Annotated in this window: 19 protein-coding genes; 9 read left to right on the forward strand and 10 right to left on the reverse strand. The window is 41.4% G+C overall.

Annotated features, from left to right (window positions below):
• Positions 1 to 150: 150 nt before the first annotated feature.
• The 6 genes from serS to lrp form a co-directional block, all read right to left on the reverse strand.
• Positions 151 to 1,449, reverse strand: a complete 1,299-nt coding sequence (gene serS, locus H5203_RS16010) for a serine--tRNA ligase (protein WP_145242225.1) — start codon at positions 1,447 to 1,449, stop codon at positions 151 to 153.
• A gap of 8 nt (positions 1,450 to 1,457) precedes the next feature.
• Positions 1,458 to 1,820 carry a fluoride efflux transporter CrcB gene (crcB, locus tag H5203_RS16015; protein ID WP_392352509.1) on the reverse strand — a complete coding sequence of 121 codons (363 nt, stop codon included), beginning with the start codon at positions 1,818 to 1,820 and terminating at the stop codon, positions 1,458 to 1,460.
• 10 nt (positions 1,821 to 1,830) lie between these two features.
• Positions 1,831 to 3,174 carry a replication-associated recombination protein A gene (locus tag H5203_RS16020; RefSeq protein WP_145242220.1) on the reverse strand — a complete coding sequence of 448 codons (1,344 nt, stop codon included), beginning with the start codon at positions 3,172 to 3,174 and terminating at the stop codon, positions 1,831 to 1,833.
• The gene (lolA, locus tag H5203_RS16025) at positions 3,167 to 3,808 is read right to left on the reverse strand and encodes an outer membrane lipoprotein chaperone LolA (RefSeq protein ID WP_149982719.1); all 642 of its coding nucleotides are present in this window, start codon (positions 3,806 to 3,808) and stop codon (positions 3,167 to 3,169) included. Before lolA ends, H5203_RS16020 begins: the two co-directional genes overlap by 8 nt.
• Positions 3,809 to 6,277 (reverse strand): DNA translocase FtsK, encoded by a 2,469-nt coding sequence (locus H5203_RS16030; RefSeq protein WP_182731956.1) that lies wholly within the window; start codon positions 6,275 to 6,277, stop codon positions 3,809 to 3,811.
• A 185-nt stretch (positions 6,278 to 6,462) separates the two neighbouring features.
• On the reverse strand, positions 6,463 to 6,942 hold the full coding sequence (lrp, locus tag H5203_RS16035; protein WP_145242214.1) for a leucine-responsive transcriptional regulator Lrp: 480 nt from the start codon (positions 6,940 to 6,942) through the stop codon (positions 6,463 to 6,465).
• 140 nt (positions 6,943 to 7,082) lie between these two features.
• On the opposite strand from lrp, the gene ald reads away from it, so the two are divergent.
• Positions 7,083 to 8,204, forward strand: a complete 1,122-nt coding sequence (gene ald, locus H5203_RS16040; protein WP_149982720.1) for an alanine dehydrogenase — start codon at positions 7,083 to 7,085, stop codon at positions 8,202 to 8,204.
• 71 nt (positions 8,205 to 8,275) lie between these two features.
• Here ald and H5203_RS16045 read toward each other — a convergent pair whose 3' ends face one another.
• Positions 8,276 to 9,073 (reverse strand): M48 family metallopeptidase, encoded by a 798-nt coding sequence (locus H5203_RS16045; RefSeq protein ID WP_182819967.1) that lies wholly within the window; start codon positions 9,071 to 9,073, stop codon positions 8,276 to 8,278.
• Positions 9,074 to 9,265: 192 nt separating this feature from the next.
• On the opposite strand from H5203_RS16045, the gene H5203_RS16050 reads away from it, so the two are divergent.
• The gene (locus H5203_RS16050) at positions 9,266 to 10,465 is read left to right on the forward strand and encodes a Bcr/CflA family efflux MFS transporter (protein WP_145242208.1); all 1,200 of its coding nucleotides are present in this window, start codon (positions 9,266 to 9,268) and stop codon (positions 10,463 to 10,465) included.
• Positions 10,466 to 10,492: 27 nt separating this feature from the next.
• On the opposite strand, the gene grpE is transcribed toward H5203_RS16050, so the two are convergent.
• Both grpE and H5203_RS16060 read right to left on the reverse strand, forming a co-directional pair.
• On the reverse strand, positions 10,493 to 11,101 hold the full coding sequence (gene grpE, locus H5203_RS16055; protein WP_145242206.1) for a nucleotide exchange factor GrpE: 609 nt from the start codon (positions 11,099 to 11,101) through the stop codon (positions 10,493 to 10,495).
• A gap of 58 nt (positions 11,102 to 11,159) precedes the next feature.
• Entirely contained in the window at positions 11,160 to 12,125 is a 966-nt protein-coding gene (locus H5203_RS16060; RefSeq protein ID WP_145242204.1) for an HrcA family transcriptional regulator, read from the reverse strand.
• Positions 12,126 to 12,225: 100 nt separating this feature from the next.
• On the opposite strand from H5203_RS16060, the gene nadK reads away from it, so the two are divergent.
• From nadK to H5203_RS16085, 5 genes are all read left to right on the forward strand, one after another.
• On the forward strand, positions 12,226 to 13,110 hold the full coding sequence (nadK, locus tag H5203_RS16065) for an NAD(+) kinase (RefSeq protein ID WP_145242288.1): 885 nt from the start codon (positions 12,226 to 12,228) through the stop codon (positions 13,108 to 13,110).
• Positions 13,111 to 13,188: 78 nt separating this feature from the next.
• Complete coding sequence (locus H5203_RS16070) at positions 13,189 to 13,728, forward strand: hypothetical protein (RefSeq protein WP_182819968.1); 540 nt, start codon at positions 13,189 to 13,191, stop codon at positions 13,726 to 13,728.
• A 92-nt stretch (positions 13,729 to 13,820) separates the two neighbouring features.
• Positions 13,821 to 15,494, forward strand: coding sequence for a DNA repair protein RecN (recN, locus tag H5203_RS16075; RefSeq protein WP_182819969.1), 1,674 nt, complete (start codon positions 13,821 to 13,823; stop codon positions 15,492 to 15,494).
• A 109-nt stretch (positions 15,495 to 15,603) separates the two neighbouring features.
• Positions 15,604 to 16,029 carry a hypothetical protein gene (locus tag H5203_RS16080; protein ID WP_145242198.1) on the forward strand — a complete coding sequence of 142 codons (426 nt, stop codon included), beginning with the start codon at positions 15,604 to 15,606 and terminating at the stop codon, positions 16,027 to 16,029.
• 103 nt (positions 16,030 to 16,132) lie between these two features.
• Complete coding sequence (locus H5203_RS16085) at positions 16,133 to 16,453, forward strand: hypothetical protein (RefSeq protein WP_145242196.1); 321 nt, start codon at positions 16,133 to 16,135, stop codon at positions 16,451 to 16,453.
• A 73-nt stretch (positions 16,454 to 16,526) separates the two neighbouring features.
• Here H5203_RS16085 and H5203_RS16090 read toward each other — a convergent pair whose 3' ends face one another.
• The gene (locus H5203_RS16090; RefSeq protein WP_182819970.1) at positions 16,527 to 16,703 is read right to left on the reverse strand and encodes a hypothetical protein; all 177 of its coding nucleotides are present in this window, start codon (positions 16,701 to 16,703) and stop codon (positions 16,527 to 16,529) included.
• Positions 16,704 to 16,919: 216 nt separating this feature from the next.
• Here H5203_RS16090 and H5203_RS16095 point away from each other — a divergent pair, with 216 nt between their 5' ends.
• Together H5203_RS16095 and H5203_RS16100 are read left to right on the forward strand one after the other, a co-directional pair.
• Positions 16,920 to 17,756, forward strand: coding sequence for a tyrosine-type recombinase/integrase (locus tag H5203_RS16095; protein WP_145233014.1), 837 nt, complete (start codon positions 16,920 to 16,922; stop codon positions 17,754 to 17,756).
• Positions 17,753 to 18,841: an IS91 family transposase gene (locus H5203_RS16100; protein ID WP_182759216.1), complete on the forward strand. Its 1,089-nt coding sequence runs from the start codon at positions 17,753 to 17,755 to the stop codon at positions 18,839 to 18,841. Before H5203_RS16095 ends, H5203_RS16100 begins: the two co-directional genes overlap by 4 nt.
• Positions 18,842 to 19,685: the final 844 nt, after the last annotated feature.

A 19,685-nucleotide genomic window follows, 5' to 3' on the forward strand; every position in this document is an offset into this window, starting at 1 on the left:
TGAGTTTCACACCGAGTTAATCTCACAGCTCGCTAACTTTACTCTCGCTAACTTGCTAACTGAACCCTGATTAACAAAAAAGCCGCTGTTCATTACAAACAGCGGCTTCTCTTCTTAAAGCTTACGGCTTAAAACTTACAGCTCTAAAGCTTATTTAATTACTTCAAGGCCGTTCATATATGAACGAAGTACTTCAGGCACGACTACTGAACCATCCGCTTGTTGGTAGTTTTCAAGTATTGCTACTAGAGTACGGCCAACCGCTAAACCCGAACCGTTTAGTGTATGCAATAACTCTGGCTTCTTCTCACCCGCGCGACGAAAACGTGCTTGCATACGGCGCGCTTGGAAATCAACCATGTTTGAACATGATGAGATTTCACGGTAGGTATCTTGCGCTGGTAACCATACTTCTAAATCGTAGGTTTTTGCTGAGCCAAAGCCCATGTCACCCATACATAAAATTACTTTACGGTATGGTAGCTCTAGTGCTTGTAATATTTGCTCTGCGTGACCTGTTAGCTCTTCCAATGCTTGCATTGAATCTTCCGGTTTTACCAGCTGTACTAGCTCAACTTTATCGAACTGGTGCTGACGAATAAGGCCACGAGTATCACGGCCATAACTGCCAGCTTCACTTCTAAAACACGGAGTGTGGGCAGTTAAACGAATTGGTAAATCTTTTTCGTCGTAAATTTCGTCACGCGCGCTGTTTGTCAGTGGTACTTCTGCAGTAGGAATTAAGCTAAAACCTTCTTGCTCTTCACCGTCATCATTTACAAGACCTTTAGTGTGGAATAAGTCTTCTGCAAACTTAGGTAATTGACCTGTACCGTATAAACTGTCGCGGTTTACTAAATACGGTACGTACATTTCTGTATAACCGTTTTTATCTGTATGCGTGTCTAGCATAAATTGCACTAGTGCACGGTGCATGCGGGCCATTGCGCCGCGCATTACAGTAAAGCGTGAACCGGTAATTTTAACGCCCATTTCAAAATCAAGGCCGTTTAAATCTTGTCCTAAGTCTACATGATCTTTTACTGCAAAATCATACTTTTTAGGCTCGCCCCAGGTTGAAATCTCAACGTTGTCAGATTCATCAGCGCCCGCTGGTACTGATTCATCAGGTAAATTTGGGATAGCTAAAGAAATTTGCTTAAGCTCTTCTAAAATAGCGTCTTGCTCAGCTTTAACACTATCAAGTTGCGCGCCTAAGTTGCTTACTGCATCTAACAATGGTTGTGCATCTTCGCCTTTAGCTTTAGCTTGGCCAATCGCTTTGGAGCTGCTGTTACGCTCACTTTGTAATTCTTGTGTTTTTACTTGTAATGTTTTGCGTTTTTCTTCAAGTGCGCTGACAGTCGCAGTATCTAGCTCGTAACCACGTGCTGCTAGACGCGCAGCTGTTTGCTCGAGATCTTGACGTAATAATTTAGAATCTAACATGTTAGTTTTTAACCTTTTTGCATTACCAGCTGAAGGCCCAGCCAAGCCATAAAAATACACACCACCACATTTAAGGTGATATTGAGGGCCATTTTAAAAAAGTGACCTTGTTGTAATAACAACAACGAATCCATTGAAAATGTCGAGAAGGTGGTCAAAGCACCTAGAAAGCCAATCCCTATAAGGGTTTTAGCGGGGCTAACGGTGATAATTTCGCGCTCTATCAAACCGTATAATACGCCCATCAACAATGAACCAAGAATATTAACCGTCAACGTGCCAAAAGGGAATCCCCTACCAAGTAGTTTTAGCATGGTTTCACTAATAAAAAACCGTAAACAGGCGCCTGAGGCTCCTCCTGCGGCAATCATGAGATATATCTTAAGGCTTGTCATAGCGTTTTATGTCACTGTGATGATCGCGCTCTTTTAAATAGTCGAGCTTTTGCTTTATTTTTTGTTCTAAGCCACGATCAGTTGGAAAGTAATATTGCTTATCGGCTATCTGCTCTGGAAAGTACTTTTCTCCTGCAGCATAGGCGCCTTCTTCATTATGCGCATAGCGATATTCAGCACCATAGCCTAAGTCTTTCATTAAGTTGGTTGGTGCATTACGTAAATGCTCTGGCACCGGGTAACTTGGCTCGTTCTGCGCATCCGCTTTGGCTTGATTAAACGCCGCGTACACCGCATTACTCTTCGGTGCGCTAGCTAGGTAAATCGTAGCTTGTGCAATTGCACGCTCGCCTTCACTTGGTCCAACTCGCTGAAATATATCCCATGCATTGAGGGCCACTTCCATGGCACGCGGATCAGCATTACCAATATCTTCAGTGGCGATGGCGAGTAACCGCCTTGCAACATACAGCGGATCGCCGCCACCGGCTAAAATACGACAATACCAATACAAAGCACCATCTGGGGAGCTACCTCGAACTGACTTATGAAAGGCTGAGATCAAATCGTAAAATTCATCCCCCCCTTTGTCATACTTGGCTAAATGCGTTGGCAATACTTGACTGAGTACGTGCTCATCAACTAGGTATTGGCCGTTTTGCTCTACGGTTAAATCAATCGCCTGCTCAAGTAAATTAAGCACTTTACGAGCATCGCCATCACTGGCTTGGCACAACGCTTGTTTAGCATTTTGTGCAAGTACCACCGTTTTATTTTTCAGTTCATCATCGCTTGCAAGCGCTCGCTCAATAACAAGATGCAAATCAGTGTCTTGCAGCGATTTAAGGACATATACTCGTGCTCGCGATAAAATCGCATTGTTTAGTGCAAACGAGGGATTCTCGGTGGTGGCACCAACAAAAATAAAGGTACCATCCTCTATATGTGGTAAAAACGCATCTTGCTGAGATTTATTAAAACGATGTACTTCGTCAACAAACAGTAAGGTACGTTGGCCACGACCTTCAAGGTTAGTACGCGCTTCACTCACCGCATCACGAATATCTTTAATGCCTGCCGTTACCGCCGACATTTGAATCAGCGCCGCATCGGCATGGTTGGCAATAATTTGCGCTAAGGTAGTTTTACCAACGCCCGGCGGCCCCCACAAAATAAGACTGTGGCAACGCCCTGCTAAAATAGCTTGATAGAGAGGCTTATCTTGGCTTAATAGATGTTGCTGGCCAATATACTGATCTAAACTGGTTGGTCGCATGCGCGCCGCAAGTGGGCGCACATCCGGGCCAAAATTAAAGCCTAAATTACTCACCTTGACTTTGATCGTCTATTTCAACGCCTTCAGGAATACTAAACTCAAAGGTTGAAGTAGCAAGGCTTTGATTTACTTTAGTGTCGCTAAAAGTAAATGTAGATGATTGCCCTGAGCTGTCTTTAACCAATAATGACGCTAAGCCTACTTTATCTGCTGCAAACACAATATCCAGCTGTTCAACTTGGCTTTCAACGCCTTTATTAGGTGTAACACTGAACCCAGTATCCGTGGCGTGTACTTGGTACTTTTGCCATTGCGCCGGATCTTTGGAGGTGAGTAACACAAACGGTGTTGAATCAATCAAACTGTGAGTATTCATAATCGTTACTTGCTCAGCAAAGCTGTCGAAGTAATAGGTTTTATCGCCATTTGATACAAATAACGTGTCATCAGGGCTCGCTTGTTGCCAACGGATCATCATTGGCTGTTGTAAGGCGATAGTACCTTCACCTTGCATAATTGATTGACCTTGGTCGTCATTAACTTGCTGCGCAAATTGCGCTTGAAAACTCTTTAAACCGGCCAGTTTATCTTGTAATGCTTGGCTGTCATCCGTTGCACTGTCACTTGCAAATACTGATGCTGATAAAAAACAGCTAATTGCTAAGGCTAAATATTTAATTTGTTTCATTTAATTTGCTCCACCATTGGGCACTAATACATCTCGGGCACCGTTATGACCTGGTGCGCTTACAATACCCGATGTTTCCATTTGTTCAACTAAACGTGCGGCACGGTTGTAACCAACACGTAATTTTCGCTGCACACTTGAAACTGACACTTTGCCTGTTTCAACAACAAATGACACGGCTTCATCATAAAGCGGATCTGATTCTTCATCCGCGTTTTCACTGGCTTCGCCCGGCAATAAAATATCCTCAGTGGCGTCACCATTTAAAATTTCGTCTATATAATTTGGTTTTGCACGTGCTTTCCAGTCATTCACCACCGCATGTACTTCATGGTCATCAACAAACGCGCCATGTACACGTATCGGTACGCTGGTGCCCGGCGGTAAATAGAGCATATCACCCATACCTAGCAGGTTTTCTGCGCCTTGTTGATCTAAGATGGTACGCGAGTCAATTTTACTTGATACCTGAAACGCCATTCGCGTTGGGATATTCGCTTTAATTAAACCAGTAATTACATCAACCGATGGTCGCTGTGTTGCTAGTATTAAATGAATACCTGCCGCTCGGGCTTTTTGCGCAATACGGGCAATTAGCTCTTCAACTTTTTTACCAACAATCATCATCATGTCAGCAAATTCGTCAATCACCACCACGATACTCGGTAACTTACCTAACTCGTCTGGTCCTTCTTTCATACCATCAGTATCTTTAAATAATGGATCGAGAATCGGGTAACCCGCCTCTTTCGCATCCAATACCTTTTGGTTGTAACCTTTTAAGTTACGAACACCTAACGCCGACATTAACTTATAACGACGTTCCATCTCACCTACACACCAACGCAGCGCATTGGCAGCTTCTTTCATATCGGTGACCACTTCACACAGTAAATGTGGGATACCTTCGTAAACAGAAAGTTCCAACATTTTCGGGTCAATCATGATCATACGCACATCATCAGGGCCTGATTTGTACAGTAAGCTTAATATCATTACATTAACGCCCACTGACTTACCTGAACCTGTGGTACCTGCCACCAGTAAATGCGGCATTTTACCCAAATCAGCACAGATTGGTTCACCGGCAATATCTTTACCTAAGACCATAGTCAGTGGCGATGGATTTTGCTCAAATTTTGGCGCGTCGATTACTTCTGATAACCGCACTATTTCACGGTGTTTATTAGGTAATTCAATCCCTACATAGGTTTTACCCGGAATAACTTCAACCACTCGGACACTAACCGCTGATAGCGAGCGGGCTAAATCTTTAGCAAGACCAGTAATTTTAGAAACTTTAATACCCGGCGCTAAATCAAGCTCAAAACGGGTTACAACAGGTCCAGGGTATACGGCAACAACCGTAGCTTGAACGTTAAAATCAAGGAGTTTAGTTTCAACTAACCTCGATACAGCTTCAAGCTCTTCTGGTGAAATTGGGTTTTTGGCTTTATCAGGTCTATCTAACAAATCAAGCGTAGGCAATGGCGTACTTGGCGGCTTTTCTTCGAGTAGCTGCTCAAACTTTTCTTTTGCGGTAGGTGGAGGCTGATAGGTACTCTTTGGTTTTGGCATTGGTCTTGCTGGCGAAACCACAGTAGTAACTGGTTTTTCAGGCTCAGTAACATGGCTTTGATCAAGCGCATTTAAGGCAGCCGCAGTGTCCATTGGTTCATCATCAATGGCGCTAAAATTAATTTCTTGATCCAGAATGTCATCCAAATCATCAAATGCAGGATGAGAGTCTTGATTTGACACCGCACTATCACTATCCACTTTTGGTTCTGAAAAGCGAATGGCGGGTGTTTCTTTACGTGTCTGTTGCTCATTAACAGGGTCTTGTTCAATTACAACTTCAGTATTTGCAGTGCGTTCGCGTTGTAACCATGCTTTTAAGTGATGGGCAATAAAACGATAACCTCGCATGATCAAATCGCCAATAAAATCGACACATTGCACCCACGACACGCCTGTTAATAATGTTAATCCAGCAAAAAAGAAACATAATAATAAAATCGAGGTACCGGTAAAGTTAAATGCAGGCATCATCGCTGAAGCTATCACATCACCGACTACCCCACCGGATGAAAAATTATAAATATCATCAAAATTAATACTACTGATAGCCGTTGCTGAAGTGATAAATAATGCAAAACCAATCACTCTAAGCGATAACGTTGTATAGTCGAGTTGAAATATTCTATGAGGTTGCTTAAATAATAAGTAGCCAAATATTTGTAGTGCAGCTGGCACAAAATAAGCTAACCAGCCAAATGTCAGCAATAAAATATCGGCGATCCACGCACCTGCAGCTCCAGTTATGTTTCTTACATTGTCATAACCTGTTTGCGACCAACTCGGATCAGCAGGATCAAAGCTTACCAGCGCACACAATATAAATATTGCGGCAAAGGTGCTAATTATTAAACCGGTTTCTAATAGTCTTTGTACACCGTTTAGGCGCATAACTCGCTATTCCTCATTTTTCTTTGTACTTCTTTGTACTCATTCTTAGCAATGGAATACCTTAGCAGGAAATACTTTTTGTTGCACTTTATCTTAACCATGATGGCCTGATTATGAACAGGTTTTTATTAATCGCGCATGTATCAATAATACAACTTAAGTAGTTACTAAAAATGGCGCATAATTCAGCCGATATATGGGCGAATAATCACCCCTTGCTCGCCTTTTACTTCTTCCATAACAACATAGGTACGGCTTTCACTAACGTTCGGTAGCTTGAGCAGAATATCCCCTAATACACCACGATATTCAGACATATCATTTACGCGGGTTTTTAGTAAAAAGTCAAAGTTACCCGAGACTAAATGGCATTCGATAATTTCATCATGCTTTTTAACTGCAGCACTAAATTCATCAAACACATCAGGTGATGTTTTAGTGATTGTCACTTCGACGTACACCGACAAACCTTGCCCAAGTTTAGCAGGGTCAACCACGGCTTTATAACCGACGATGTAACCTTCGCGTTCGAGCTTTTTTACACGCTCTAAACAGGGCGTTGCACTGAGCCCCACACGTCGAGCTAATTCAACATTAGACACTCGGCCATCGTGCTGTAGCTCTATTAAAATCTTACGGTCAATACGGTCTAATAACTCATGCATAATAACGACTAGTTTTTTGTACTGTTTAAACGGTGTTTTCAGATTATATCACTAGAATACCGATTAAAAAAGGTGAGACACACTGCCAGTACATGAATATAATAGTGAAAAATTTTATCCCGTTCTATTAAGGCAATATTATGATTATCGGTGTACCTAAAGAAATAAAAAACCATGAATACCGTGTAGGTATGGTCCCTGCTAGTGTTCGTGAGTTAGTAAACCACGGCCACCAAGTTTTTGTTGAATCTGATGCAGGTATGGGCATTGGCTTCACTAACGAAGATTACACACTGGCAGGTGCAGAAATTCTAGCAACTGCTGCTGAGGTTTTCGCAACAGCAGAGATGATTATAAAAGTAAAAGAGCCACAAGCCGTTGAACGTGCAATGCTACGTGAAGACCAAATTCTTTTCACTTACTTACACCTTGCACCAGATCTTCCACAAACTGAAGACCTAATCAAAAGCAAAGCAATTTGTATCGCATACGAAACAGTAACTGATTCACGCGGTGGTTTGCCACTACTTGCACCTATGAGTGAAGTTGCTGGCCGTATGTCTATTCAAGCTGGTGCACAAGCGCTTGAAAAATCAAACCATGGTCGTGGCATGCTACTTGGCGGCGTACCGGGTGTTGAGCCAGCTAAAGTTGTTGTTATTGGCGGCGGCATGGTTGGTCGTAGCGCAGCACAAATGGCTGTTGGCCTTGGTGCTGAAGTTGTCGTACTTGATCGTAACATTGACGTACTACGCGCACTTGACGCTCAGTTTGGTAATAAAGTTAAAGCGATTTACTCAACAGCTGATGCACTTGAAAAGCATGTACTTGAAGCTGACCTAGTAATTGGTGGCGTACTTATCCCAGGTGCTGCTGCACCTAAACTAGTTACTGCTGAACACATTAAAGCAATGAAGCCTGGCTCTGCAATTGTTGATGTTGCAATTGACCAAGGTGGTTGTATCGCAACGTCTAAAGCAACAACTCACGCTGATCCGACCTTCATCGTTGATGACGTTGTTCACTACTGTGTTGCTAATATGCCAGGTGCTGTACCACGTACATCTACTTTCGCACTTAACAATGCAACATTGCCTTTCATCATTAACCTTGCAAACAAAGGTTATAAGAAAGCATTACTAGATGACGCTAATTTCCTTAAAGGTCTTAACGTGATCAAAGGCCAAGTAACTTACAAAGAAGTTGCTGAAGCCTTCAACATGCCATACGTAGATCCACGTACTGCTGTTGAAAACGCATAACTAGCGTTTAGAATAATAAAAGCCTGTGAACATCAGTTCACAGGCTTTTTTTATATCACCAAAAAAGTTTATTACAGCTTACATTGTGGGTTTTTACCCGCCGCTTTTGCTGCTTTTTGCTCATTTAATGCTTGTGGCAATTTTGCTTGTAGCTCTTTAATGCGGTTAGCAGGTGCTGGGTGAGTAGACATAAATTCAGGTGTATTACCACTGCCTGCGTTACTCATATTCTGCCAAAGTGTTACGGATTCTTTTGGATTAAATCCGGCTTTTGCCATTAAATCTAAACCCACTTGGTCGGCCTCAGATTCATGAGCGCGACTAAATGGTAAAATAACTCCGTACTGCGCACCTAAACCAAGACCTTGCATAATTTCGTTACGATATTGTACATTGCCCATTTCAAGTGCGGCACTGCCCGCTTGCATACCTGTTTGTAGCAAGGAACTTTGTGATACGCGTTCATTAGAGTGCTCAGCAATTACATGCCCTACTTCGTGCCCGATAACGGTTGCTAGCTGATCTTGATTTTCAGCCACTTTCAACAACCCTGTATGCACACCAATGTAGCCACCGGGTAATGCAAACGCGTTAGCTGAATCGTCTTCAAATACCACCACTTCCCACGCCTGAGTTGCATACTGTTGCGGTAATACTGCAATCACATCGTCAGCAATGCACTTTACATACGCATTTACTTGAGGATTATTATTAATTTTTTGATTCTTTTTCATATCAGCAAAGCTTTGCTGACCCATCTGACTCATTTGTTGATCAGAATAAAGCGCAATTTGCGTACGCCCTGTTGGTGATGTTTTACAACCCGCTAATACAGCGGTGGCAAGCACAGCCAAAACTAATTTTTTCATTGTATTCTCTTAACTAACAATTTAATTGTTCTTAGAATAGCAAACCAGCCTGCAATTGAATATATCGACTGCCAGTAAAAACATCTGTTGCGTTATATTTCAGTTAAAGGCGATAGTTAGCATGCAAACTAAGTACCCAAGACTAATTGTCGCTGTTACAATAGCAGCCTCTTTTTGTTTAATGGGTTAGTCATGCAGGACTCGGTTTCTTTAAATAAACGCATTCTATTACCTTTACTCGCCAGTATTGTTGCAATTACGCCACTGGCAATCGATATGTATCTTCCGGCAATGTTAGTCATTGCTAACGACCTTAATACCACAATGCCTAATGTACAAATATCGTTAAGCATATATTTAGCTGGCTATGCGCTGGGAATGCTATTTTTTGGCCCAATCGCAGATCAAATTGGTCGTCGCGTGTTAACGAAGGTCGGCTTAGCATTGTTTGGCTTAAGCTCTGTCGCATTGGCCTTTTGTAATGACATTCATCTATTTTGGGCTTTGCGGGGCGTACAAGCATTCACAGGTGCTGCAGCAACCGTTGTGGTGCCAGGGATAATTCGTCATATTTATAAACAAGATACTGCTAAAGGAATGTCGTATGTATCGATGATCATGATGGTAGCGCCCTTAGTCGCACCAACGGTTGGATCAATGATCATGGGCTTATCTCACTGGCAAACAATCTTTTTAGTACTGGCTAGTTACAGCTTTGTTATTTTAGCCTTGGTACAAATATACTTAATCGATATCCCTATTTTCAAAAGCCCGATGAAAGGCTTTGCACTATTTTTCGATAGCTATAAAACCGTATTTAAAAATAAAGATACCCGAGCAGATATAGCCAGCTCAATGTTTGTCTCATTCGGCTTTTTTTGCTTTTTAACCGCAGTGCCCTTTGTATACCTTGATTACTTTAAAGTATCAGAACAATTATTTGGTGTTTTATTTGCTTTCAATGTCATGGCGCTAATGTTTGGTAACTTTTTAAATACCCGCCTAGTACCACGTATTGGTTCACGAAAAATGCTGTATTATGGATTAGCGGTCGGCTTTGTAGCTGGCAGTGCCCTACTCACATTTAGCATATTACACCTATCGCTGTATTTTATTGTTGCAGCTATTGCTCCTCTGATGATGAGTTTAGGGGTTACCGCTAGTAATGCTGATGCATTGATCTTAATGCAGTTTGAAGAGCGTTCTGGCACCGCTACGGCGGTTATTGGTACATTGCGCTTTGGCAGCGGTGCATTAGTCGGTCCAATTTTAGCCTTAATGCATGCACAAAGTGCGGTACCATTTTCAAGCTTAATGTTCAGCGCATTAGTATTAACACTAATAGCCCAGCTTTGGCACCGAGCTAGAAACAAAAAAAATGCCCGTAGTTAACGGGCATTTTTTTACTAAGCGACTTATTTATTCAGCTGCTTTAGATACCATCACCATTGCAGGGCGTAATAAACGACCATTTAATGTATACCCTTTTTGCATCACTGCTAATACAGTGTTAGGTGTTACATCATTGCTTGGTTGAATCGACATTGCTTGGTGGAATTCAGGATTAAACTGCTCACCTTGTGGGTTAACAATTTCAACACCAAATTTTGCAACCGCATCGTTGAAGCTTTTAACTGTCATATCAATCCCTTCAAGCAATGGCTTTAAGGTTTCGTTTTCTTTGTCTGAGAACTCAATAGCACGTTCTAGATTATCAATAACAGGTAATAATTCGTTAGCGAACTTTTCAAGTGCAAATTTATGCGCTTTTTCTACATCTTGTGCAGCACGGCGACGAATATTATCAACGTCTGCAGCGGCACGTACTACGCTATCTTTTTGGTTTGCGATAGTTTGTTTCGCATCTTCAAGCTCAGCATAAAGCATAGCAATTTCAGCTTCAGGGCTAACTTCTTCGCCTTCGTGCGCGTCAGCAGCTTCTACAGCCGCTTCAACGTCTGCTTGCATTTGCTCTAATTCTTCGTTTAATTCAACTTCTTGCTCTGGTGATTTTGTCTGCTCAGACATAATTTAAGTGCTCCAATACTTTTCAATTGCGGTAATTATGGGGATTGAATCAAAAGATTCAAGAGCCAGATGACTCGATTAATTTAAATTCTTGAATGATTGCTTCAATTTGCGCCGATTTAGGACAAATTACACAAAAACGACTTTGATATTCTTGATTTTGAAAATACGGCACGCTGATCACCATCAGTTCGTCACAATCAGTAAATGGCAATTGTGACGTATTTAAAACCGACACACCATTTTTAAAAGCTAACTTATCTTCTACAAAGTTCAAAAATGAGACACCAATATTTAAGCTTTGTTCACAATCAATTTGCCGATATAAATAATTTTCGCCGACCACGATACTGTTATCTGAGCCTAATTTATGGCTCAGCTCACGGGTCCATTGATTTAACGAATCATGACAATTTCGTGGTGCTGTATTTGCCATTGCTTGCATACGGTACAAGCCTTCCATTAAAGTTTGCTGACTGAATACAGTATTAAGCCAAGTAGCGAATTGATAACGTACGGTGTCAGACGCATCATCCGGCTTATGAATACAAATGTTATGGCTTTGCCCTGCTCTATCTAACAGTAAAATAAGCCAATCATTGCTGTCAAAATCTAATACTTCAACTCTAAAAACATGTTGAGAACTTACTTGTGGCAGACCAACGCAGCAACATACCTGATAACGCTGGCTTATACCATGCGCCATCTCGACTAATTGCGCTTGTGCAGGCTGCCAATATTGCGCAATCTGCGACAGAGGGAAAAATTCACTTAGCCAATAATCAAATCCGGCATTAGTAGGTACCCGTCCAGCAGAAGTATGCGGTGAATACAGCAGGCCTATTTTTTCTAGGCGCGACATCGCATTTCTAACTGTTGCAGAACACACAGCCATACCTTTTTGCTTGGCAATACGGCTTGACGCGACAGGTTGACCTTCACCATTACAGTACAGGCTCATCACGGCGGAAAATATTTGCTGATCTCGAGGGTTTAAATTCATAGTATCTACATCTTGCTGCATACTGGGGATATCGGGGCGTAGTGAGTTTATTTCAAGGTTATTTTCAAACTTGTCACTTTTGAGTTACTCTACTGATATTAATACTATTGATGCGTTTATCATGGAATCACCGTTTAAAACCATAGGTTTAATTGGCAAACCAAATCACAGTGGTGCAGCTGCAACTTTACAGCGCTTATACACTTTTTTAAATGCGTTAGGATTTGACGTGTTATTAGAGCAGAGAACAGGTCATCAATTAACCAATGTCCCCAAGGAAAAGTTAGTCAAACTGGTTGAGCTTGGCGAACGTGCCGATCTCGCTATTGTGGTCGGAGGTGATGGTAATATGCTTGGCGCAGCAAGGGTATTAGCCCGATTTGATGTTGCTGTTATAGGCGTAAACAGAGGCAATTTAGGCTTTCTAACAGATTTAAACCCAGAAGGCTTTGAAGCTAGTTTAGAACAAGTATTAAGTGGTCAATATCTTGAAGAAAAACGCTTTTTATTAGAAGTTGCAGTTTATCGCCATGGCGAATTAAAAAGTGCTAACTCAGCAGTGAATGAAGCCGTTTTACATGCCGATAAAGTCGCTCACATGATTGAATTTGAAGCCTTCATTAATAACGATTTTGTTTTTTCTCAGCGCTCTGATGGTTTAATTGTCTCAACCCCTACGGGCTCAACAGCCTATTCGCTGTCGGGTGGCGGGCCCATTTTGACCCCAGAACTAAATGCAATCTCATTAGTACCGATGTTTCCGCATACATTATCAAGCCGACCATTAGTGGTTGATGCCGATAACGAAGTACGCTTAAAGCTCAGCTTAGAGAATACCGACAGCTTACAAGTCAGCTGCGATAGTCATGTGGTGCTTGCTGTATTGCCTGGCGATGAAGTGATAATTAAAAAAGCAGATAAGAAACTACGCCTGATCCACCCCAAAGACTACTCTTACTATCATGTACTTCGCACTAAGCTCAACTGGGGTAGTCGTTTATATTAATTTTATTGCGCTCATTCAGACTTTAGAGCAAAATAAGCTGAATTCATTTATTACCTTTTCAAGGGAAATCAAACCGAAATGACGTATGTTGTTTTCTTTGCTTTATTATTACTGATAACGCTGCTTGGCAGCTATTTGGTGATTGAAAATAATCGCCGAAAAGCGCTTGAAGCGCAAAAAAAGCTATTCAATAATCGCGTTAAAGAAGTAACTCAACAGTTAAAAATAAAATTAAATGAGTACTGCGACGCAAAAATAATTCGTCCTAAATACATCCCAAGAATACAAGTTATTGCCAGTAATTTCTTTGTCGTACAACCTCATACTGACGAAAACTTATTGTATCTTGAACGCATAAACGAGTCATTGATCAGCACGATTAGTAGTGAGTTGGCAAAAACTTATGTAACAGGTGAACGAGATGCACTAGCTGAACGCTTAGATTTTTTTGTGGCTGAGTTACCCATAGCCGGCGTTGCTTACAATAAAACGTTTTACCATGAACTTTTACCATCCATGATTAAAGTTTTACGCACTGATGATTTATCTGCGAATCCTGAAGATTATGTCAAACCTCTTGATCCTGAAACTAATTTTGAGAAATCAACCAGTGAGTAAGTAATAAACTAGATAGCGACATTAAAAATTAATTTGCAAAAACCCAAAACACTGTATAAATTAACAGTTAATTGACTGGATGGATGAACAGTATGTTAACTGGGTTAGAGATTAAAAATTTTGCAATTGTAAGCAATTTAAGCACCGAGTGGCAAAGCGGTATGACAGCCATTACGGGTGAAACAGGTGCCGGTAAATCTATTGCTATTGATGCCTTATCTTTATGTTTGGGTGAACGTGCCGAAGCCTCAGCTGTTCGCCCAGGCACTGAGCGCGCTGAAATATGCGCCACCTTCGATTTAACCAACCTCCCCTTGGCTAAGCAGTTTTTAGAACAGCATTTGCTATCGAATGATGAGCAAGAGTGCTTACTTCGTCGTGTGGTGTGTAAAAATGGCCGCAGCAAAAGTTATATTAATGGCACCCCAGTCACTGCAGCCCAACTAAAAGAAATCGGTCAGTACTTGATCTCTATTCATGGTCAACATGCTCACCAATATTTGCTTAAAAGCGAACATCAACTCCAGCTATTAGACGCTTATGCAGGTCATCAACCTCTGGTTGAAGCAGTGCGCCAGCATTATCGTAATTGCCATAACTTACAAAAAGAATTTACCGCGCTCGAACAAGCCCAGTTGCAACAAGCAGCGCAAAAGCAATTATTAGAGTACCAAGTAGCTGAGCTTGATGAGTTTGCTTTACAACCAGATGAATTTTCGCAAATTGAAGCCGAGCATTATAAGCTCAGCCACAGCCAAACTATTATTGAAGCATGCCAACGAGAGTTACAAAGCTTATACGAAAATGACGAGCAAAATGCCTGTTCCCTATTACAACATAGCGCGCAGCAGTTTGCTGAGCTTGCGGGGTTTGATGAAAGCCTAGCTAGTGTGGCTGCTTTACTCGAAGAAGCGGCTGTGCAAGTTGAGGAAGCGAGTCGTGAAATTCGTAATTATGCAGAGCAAGCTGAACTTGATCCGAGCCGACTAATCGACGTTGAAACACGATTAAGTGGTGCGATGGATTTATCACGTAAACACCATATTAAACCAGAGGACTTAGTTGAGTTTCACCAAAGTATCACACAAGAGCTTGAGTCGATTAGTAATAACTCTACCCGTTTAACGCAACTTGAAGGTGAAATTAACCAAGCATTAGCAGCTTATCAGCAAGCTGCGCAAACCCTAAGCGAAAGCCGTCATGAGGCCGCGCAGACATTAAATACATTGATCAGTGCAAGCATGGCGCATTTATCAATGGAAAATGGTGTGTTTGAAATCGCCCTTACACCACAACCTGAAAAAGCACCAAACAGCCTAGGTTTTGATAATGTAGCGTTTTTAGTATCAACCAACCCCGGGCAGCCATTACAACCACTGTCTAAAGTCGCCTCTGGCGGTGAGCTGTCGCGTATAAGTTTAGCGATACAAGTTATTATTGCGCAAAAAGTCACTACGCCAACGCTTATTTTTGATGAAGTGGATGTAGGTATTTCTGGACCAACTGCAGCAGCTGTAGGCAAGCTTTTACGTCAATTAGGCAAATCAACTCAAGTTATCTGCGTAACCCATTTACCGCAAGTTGCCAGCTCGGGGCATCAGCAGTTTTTTGTGGCCAAAGAAATTGCCAATGGCGAAACCTTTACACAAATGTTGCCACTCAGTAAACATGGCCGTATTGATGAAATTGCCCGTTTACTTGGTGGTGATAACATCAGTAAAACAGCCAAAGCTAACGCAAAAGAGTTAATTATGGCGCATGCTTAATTAAGCTAAAACAACACCTACGTTTAGACTATTTTTAAATACAACCATCCATTAAGCCTTACTTATATAAAGCAAGGCTTAATAACTAACAATAGAACACATATAAATCATGACGATAACAACATTGCCAATAAAATTAATTAGCCTACTTTTTTGTTTTACACTTTTAACGGGTTGTAACGATTACTTTATAAATACCACGCAACTGACGAATAGCACATGGCAACCACTTTTAGTCATTGCATTTATTAGCCTATTTTTGATCCCCTTAATTAGCTTAGCGCTGCTTATATTTAGTCAATGGAAGCACCTTCAGTTTAAAATAACTCTGCAACGTTATTTACATGGCTCACTTGTTTTAATGCTCGCCATAGCATGGTTTATCGAATTAAGCTTAGTGCAACGCGCTGATAACCGTATGGATTTGATGTTAACGCTGTGCGCGCTAGCCACTCAAATGGTATTAGTCGTGGCTGCTTTTGTACTTGTTAATAAACAACAAAAAATGCACCACCGCGCTAAAAACTTTCTGTAAAGCACTGTTTAAAATAACAATTAAAAACATTTATTTTACATAATTGACACATTTAAGTTAGCAACATACACTCAATAAAATAAAAAAATCGATGGAATGAATAATGAGCGCTACACAATCTAAAATCACCCAGCTAAAACGTTGTTATGCAACATTACAACTGGGTGTTGCTAAAGCTGATGGCCGCCTTACTCTTACTGATAACCTGCTGCATTTTGAAGCCCTCAATAAACAACTTAACTTGGGTTGTTATGCCATCAAACTTAATAACATTTCCCATGTCGAAAAATGCGCAGCTAAAGCCGGCGGTTTAATCCCTATTACCACCGCTGGAATCAAAATAACCACCAAAGAAAATTATCATCTAGAGTTTATTTTAGCTGAACCCGATGAGTGGCTTAATTGCCTGCAAGCTAGTCATTAAGCATTAAAGGAAAGGTACTAGGCTGGAGGTTCTAGGCGCTAGGAAAAGCCAAAACAGTTCGGCGTTAAATTTATCACCTTAGGTTGTGGTTGAGAGCAACGAAACCAAACGATGAATGATTAAAACTGAATGACGGCTTAGAGCGATAACCGGACATTGAGATTTGCTTAATATCGTCGTTAATTGATTGGTTAAACTGCTCTTTTCGCATATATTCATTAAAATGAGTGCTGCGCGCATATTGGTTCATTTAACTCCACCTAAAAATTTTAGAAAACTTAATCATAGTAATGCCTTACGTTATTTGTTAAAACTATATAATGTAGAAAAATGAGCGTAGCGTCGGCAGAAATATGCGCGATGAGCGCACCATTAAATTGTTGAACTAAGCCGCTACGCGGAGATCCTATTCTGACCATTTGAGCCACACTTACCTTGGGGTTATCCCATAACTTGGAGGTAAGTCATGAATACACTCATTGAACAAGTCAAAACTGAAATAGCCTATCGAGGTTATTCGCAAAGTACATGTAAAAGCTACTGTGAACATTTACTTAAACTCAGTCACTATTTTAATAAACCGCTTGACTCGATTACGGATGACGAGCTTAACGCCTTTTTTAACGATCCCGCTATTCGTAAACTTTCTAGAGCAAGTCAGAAAATACAAATAAACAGTATTTGGTTCTTGTTTAAGAATATTTTACATCGGCCATTGAACTTAGATATTGCACTGCCAAAAGCGAAGTCGCGCGCACCTACCTATTTATCACGTGATGATATGCGGGGGCTGATAGAAAGCTGTACGGATGATATGCGACTAAAAACGTTAATAGTGGTTTGCTATGGGTGCGGTTTACGTATTGGCGAATTGTTACGTATCAAAGTGCAAGACATCGATGGCCAGCGTAAAACCATTTTAATTGAACAAGGTAAAGGGGATAAGTCACGGTATGTTGTAGTTTCAGATAGCGTACTAAACCAATTACGCAGTTACTGGAAAATGTATCACCCAACGGGTTGGATGTTTTACTCGCGATTGTTAATGGATAAACCTATGTCAGCATCGACCTTCAGGAAGCCATTGAGAAAACACGCACAAGCGTGTGGTTTAAAACACTGTAATCCACATGCACTACGCCATGCTTATGCAACACATCAACTTGAATCAGGAATGCCACTTCATCAATTGCAACATCAGCTTGGTCATAGTGATATTAAAACGACACAAAGTTACTTACACTGGTTACCTGAGTTAGGGCATGGCGGCATTGATTTGCTTGCGAGTTGGAGTAAACAATGAGCGCTTTGCACCTTGCTGATATTTTAAACTCAAATCTTGAGAATTATCGGCAACATCATACGATGAGCTATCAACAACTGCGTGTCTGTCAGCACCTTAAATCATGCAGAACAGGTCAGCTCGGTTATCAAGCATGGCAATGTGATAGCTGTGGGGAGTCGCAGCAGATTGGGTGTAGTTGTCGAGACCGTCACTGTCCGCGTTGCCAAGGCATGGCCACGGCTAAGTGGGTGCGAAGACAGCAAGAGGATTTATTACCGTGTCGGTATTTCCACCTTGTTTTTACGCTCCCTCATGAGTTGAATATCATTGCTCACTATAACCCAAGTGTGTTGTACCAGTGTTTGTTTAAAGCCGTATGGCAAACGCTGTGTAAATTTGCGAAACGAAAGATGCATGGCCAGTTAGGCATGACAAGCGTACTGCATACATGGGGGCAGAACTTAAGTCAGCATATCCACTTGCATTGTTTGATACCCGCAGGTGCACTTGAAAAAACGCACTGGCATGAAATAGAAAAAGGCTATTTATACCCCGTAAAAGCGTTATCAACAGTCTTTAGAGGAAAAATGCTGGCGGCGCTCAATGAATGCGATAGTTCATTCGCGAAGATAAACACGCCAACCAAATGGTGCGTGTATAGCAAAGCCTGTTTAACGTACAGTGAAAAGCTAGTTAGTTACCTTGCTCGTTATACCCGAAAAGGCGTGATGTCAGAATCACGATTAGTGTCAGTGAATGAGCAATCAGTGAGCTTTAAATATCGCGATTATGCAGATAACAACCGCGATAAAGTAATGACACTGAGTTGTGATGAATTTTTACGGCGCTACTTACAACATGTATTGCCGAAAGGGTTTATGCGCATTCGCCACTATGGTTTTTTAGCTAATGCGTGTCGTAAGCGAAAGTTAGCCCTGATAAGGGCTCATGTATCCACCGCATGCAAAGCGGTGAAGCCCAAAACAGAGCAAGAACCATTGATATCGTATTGGCCTTGTCAGTCATGCAAGGCGGGTATCTTACGATTTATTGGTGTGATGAATTTAGATATGGCGGCAAATAAAATAGCGCGAACGAGTTAGCAGCCTTGCTTGCTGCATCAAATCAATGAGTTAACCTGCTTAACTGCTCAGGCGAGTCGCGACTGTGCGTGAGAAAAAGATCATTGCTTAACGGTGAAACATTAGGTTTAATAGGCACATAATAAACGCTGAGTAGCACAGGGATAGCTTAGATACGATAGACACGCCAATGGAATTGGTTTGATATCACTTAGGCCATAAAAAGCAAATACCCATAGCATAAATAACACCAACTCTGACACACCGAGCAGGTAGCGCCTCAGTCCAACAAGCGATTATGCAACACAAACTGCGTGTCGCATAAATACTAAAATGTTAGCTAGCAAATGAGACCAATATACAAATTCTTGATCATTGTTGAAGCCATAATTGGGTTTGGTCCTTTAGTCATACTGCTAGGGCTAGGCTTAATCACTATACCCATCTCAATTATGGGTATATTAGACGGTTATTATGGTGCACTGGTTATGCTACTTATTGAGGTTGGAGGCTTTCTAGGTATGTTCGCGTTTATCTCCGTTTTAATGCATATTCTAGAGCCAAACAGATATTTTTTGTCGTTTACTAAATTACGTTTATTTATAATCTGCGGCTTTTGCTCAATCCTTGGGTTTGCATTTATGTTAGGTATAAATGTCGAATTAATTTGGCTTCTTATACCAATAGCTGTTGCAGTACACTTCATTTATTTAGGCCGCAAATATGTGTTTGCTGCTAGCTAATCGGGTAGCCGGAGGTCTCTAACCTCCAGCCCCCACACCACCCATCATGCGGGTCCGCAATGGGCGGTTCATCTCCCGTAGTGAATATTGATCCAAATATCTCTTAATGACGCTAAACCTTG

Origin of the sequence: Pseudoalteromonas sp. SG41-1, assembly GCF_014164575.1 — a bacterium.
GTDB classification, from domain to species: domain Bacteria; phylum Pseudomonadota; class Gammaproteobacteria; order Enterobacterales; family Alteromonadaceae; genus Pseudoalteromonas; species Pseudoalteromonas rhizosphaerae.